Genomic DNA, 3,051 nt, shown 5'->3' on the forward strand with positions numbered 1-3,051 from the left:
TCCTCATCATTTAATCTTCAGTCATGTTTAATTAACCAATAAAGGATCAACATGACTAATACAGTCCAAATCAAAATAAATCGTAAACCTGAAGTACTTGCCATGACAGGTTTAAAAAAATCAACCTTCTATACCCGTATTAAAGAAGGTTTACTCCCTCCTCCAATTCAATTGGGCAGTGAAAGAACCGTAGGCTGGATAGAACATGAAATACAAGCTGTTCTTGCTGCAATGTGTGCAGGCATGCCTCTTATTCAAATAAAAGAATTAGTTCAAGACTTGATCAACCAGCGCACAAAATTTTAATAAGAATAGGGGGAAATCATGAGAATAAATGTAAAGAACTTTTCTGATACACAACCATTGATCACAACAAAGCCAACAACTGTGACAAGTAAAGTACTAAATCAGTTATTCCATCAAGGATCAGATGAGATCAATATTGATCAAACAGCTGCTACAGACTGTCACTATTTAGATCAACATAAAGTTAAATCTCGAATCGATTATTTAACTATTCAATTTACTCAATTAACTAAAGCAGGTTTTGAGAAAGTTAAACTTTTACTTTCAACCTGGTTAAGTAAAAACGAAATACTGATCACAGCTACGAAACCAAACTTGAAACATTTTAGTCATGGTCAAATGTTAAAAACCAAAGAACTATTCAAATCTTACTGTGGTGCTTTTAAATGGCATAGAGATAAACAGATCTTGCAGCTTGAGCTCACTGGTACAGGTTGTGAGTTAATTAATATTTCATCAAATTATTTCTCAACATTAAAAGAGTTAGCTAAAAGTTATAAATACATTATTCGTAGAGTCGATATTGCTGTAGATGATCAAACTAGTAAATACGGTATTCGTTTTGCGCAACAAGCGTATTCTAGGGGGTTATATGATTCACTAAACGGTAAAAGACCGATAAAAGAAGCGACTAGAAGTAATACAGGGCGTACAGAAAGTATTGGCTCTCGTAATTCATATAAACAATTAAAAGTTTACGAAAAAGGTAAACAATTGGGTTTACCAACAACGGATAGCAGCTATCAAAATTGGACTCGCCATGAAGTAACTTATTGGGGAAGGAGTAATCATTATATTGAAATAGATATTTTATTTAATCCAGATCCTTATTTTGTGGCTGCATACCCTAAAGCGCATAAAAGAATACTGAAAGGAGTAGAACCACGTTCAATTAAGCGAGAAATTATTAAACGGTTTGATAATTGTTTGGCTAAAAAGTTAGCTTATGCAAAAAGGCAAGTCGGTCCAACTATTCACTTTGCTTTACAGAAAATGAGCCCCGATGAAGTTATCAATAAAATTAATCGTAAGAGCAAAAATAATCAATTGAATTATCCAGAATTGGTATTGAAAGGTGAGTAATCAATTAAATTTAATCGCTCTCTTGCATAAGGTGTTAGAGGCGTTTTCAATCACACCATAAGTCATTTTTAAACAAACTACATTTATGAAAATATAACATTGTTATACTTTAAGGCGCTGTTATTAAAAGATTTAAAGTAAGTGTTGATATTTTATTTAATTAAAGATATTAATGAAAAGAAATAATGTCAATGAAAATAAAACTGTTAATTCATAGTGAAAGCTATACGATTTTATAAAGTTATTTATAGTCGAAATGGGTAAACATCACAATTAATAAAACAATTTAATAAATGACGAATTTTAAGGAAAATAAGTTATGACCCCAGAAGTTTTGATTCATTTTACAACTGAATGTGGAAATTTTAAACAACCAAAGAAAGAGCATGGTTATAAAAAAGCTTTTATAAAAGAAGTTAAAAGGCACTTTATTTTATTAAACAAACCTAATATTTATCAAGATAGTGATAAGGCTTGGTATGATTTAAGTAGCAAAAAACGTAGAAATTGGCTTGATCTTGAAATTCTTATTAAAATGTTCCCAATAATCTCATTTGAAGACACAAAACTGCTAAAAATAAATATCGAAGAAGATATACATAATCATGAGAGTATCTGTTGGTCTATTTCACGCATTAAAGCTGCATTGATATTACTATGGATATCGGAAAATTATAAACTGATTAATGCAGGTGGAGATAGGTATGACCTAACTGGGCATATTGTAGTCAAACAAACAGATCCAATATATGAAGATTTAAAACAATTAATGCTTATGTATCCAATTATCTGTTTAAAGAACCCTGTTTTATTAAAAATTGGAATACATAAAGATATTTTAAATGATAAGAATAATAAACTTAAATTAAAGCAAATACAAAAAGCATTATATCGATTCACAAAGCAAAAAACCTATCAAACACTTTTAATTGAAAATAAACTAAGGCATGACTTAAGTGGATGTACGTACCCATTTGAACCTTTGTTAATAAAATAGATTTTTCCCTGAATACTGTGATATATAATGTGTATTTTTTTAAGTTTCTAATTAGCCTATAGCATTATAGTGGTTAAGCTCCTTCTTTAGCATAAATTGAAAATACAGATTTATGCTAAAATTGCTCATATTCATTATTCAATGCTTAAAATTCTAGAGCCACCTTTTAAATATTTTTATACTGTAATCCTTGGCCAATGAGTCTTTTCTAATTGATGACTGAATGAACCTCCTTTATTTATTCTATCTTGTACAATTTATCAGTCAATTGGCTGCAATTTGATTCAAATTCTGGTTTAATTTCAAGCCATATAAAGATATCTATATCACTAAACATTGCATATTTGTTATATAAGATCCAAATAATGCTACTTTGGTAACTCTATAAAGGTGTTCATCAGGTGAGTTTACTTCATTTACTCTTTCAAAAATTTTTTGATAATGAGCATCAGCTGTGGCTCTTTTAAATTTTTGATTCGCACTAGCTTTAGATAAATATGCACATTTTTAATGTAAGCTAACACTTAGGAGATTTACTGGAGGCTTTTTACTGCACATGCTCTTCGTTTTCAAAAGCGTTGATTTGAGTTGTAGCCTTTGAACGGGAAATATAAACATTTGTTGATAGTTTTTAATAGAAAGCCCAGGGCGGGATTATGCTTAGG

At 30.2% G+C, this 3,051-nt stretch carries 3 protein-coding genes; all 3 read left to right on the forward strand.

Features of this window, described 5'->3' with window-relative positions:
- Positions 1–51 precede the first annotated feature (51 nt).
- The 3 genes from CJF42_RS24035 to CJF42_RS24045 all read left to right on the forward strand — a co-directional run bounded on the left by CJF42_RS24035 (position 52) and on the right by CJF42_RS24045 (position 2,386).
- Positions 52–306, forward strand: a complete 255-nt coding sequence (locus CJF42_RS24035; RefSeq protein ID WP_095369064.1) for a helix-turn-helix transcriptional regulator — start codon at positions 52–54, stop codon at positions 304–306.
- An 18-nt stretch (positions 307–324) separates the two neighbouring features.
- Complete coding sequence (locus CJF42_RS24040; RefSeq protein WP_095369065.1) at positions 325–1,389, forward strand: replication initiation factor domain-containing protein; 1,065 nt, start codon at positions 325–327, stop codon at positions 1,387–1,389.
- Positions 1,390–1,708: 319 nt separating this feature from the next.
- Entirely contained in the window at positions 1,709–2,386 is a 678-nt protein-coding gene (locus CJF42_RS24045) for a ProQ/FINO family protein (protein ID WP_095369066.1), read from the forward strand.
- Positions 2,387–3,051: the final 665 nt, after the last annotated feature.

This window comes from Pseudoalteromonas sp. NBT06-2 (assembly GCF_002276045.1).
Taxonomy (GTDB): domain Bacteria; phylum Pseudomonadota; class Gammaproteobacteria; order Enterobacterales; family Alteromonadaceae; genus Pseudoalteromonas.

Bases quoted from the DNA above. Each gene is read 5' to 3' on its own strand.
- CJF42_RS24035 (WP_095369064.1), top strand. From the start codon at position 52: ATGACTAATACAGTCCAAATCAAAATAAATCGTAAACCTGAAGTACTT.
- CJF42_RS24040 (WP_095369065.1), top strand. From the start codon at position 325: ATGAGAATAAATGTAAAGAACTTTTCTGATACACAACCATTGATCACA.
- CJF42_RS24045 (WP_095369066.1), top strand. From the start codon at position 1,709: ATGACCCCAGAAGTTTTGATTCATTTTACAACTGAATGTGGAAATTTT.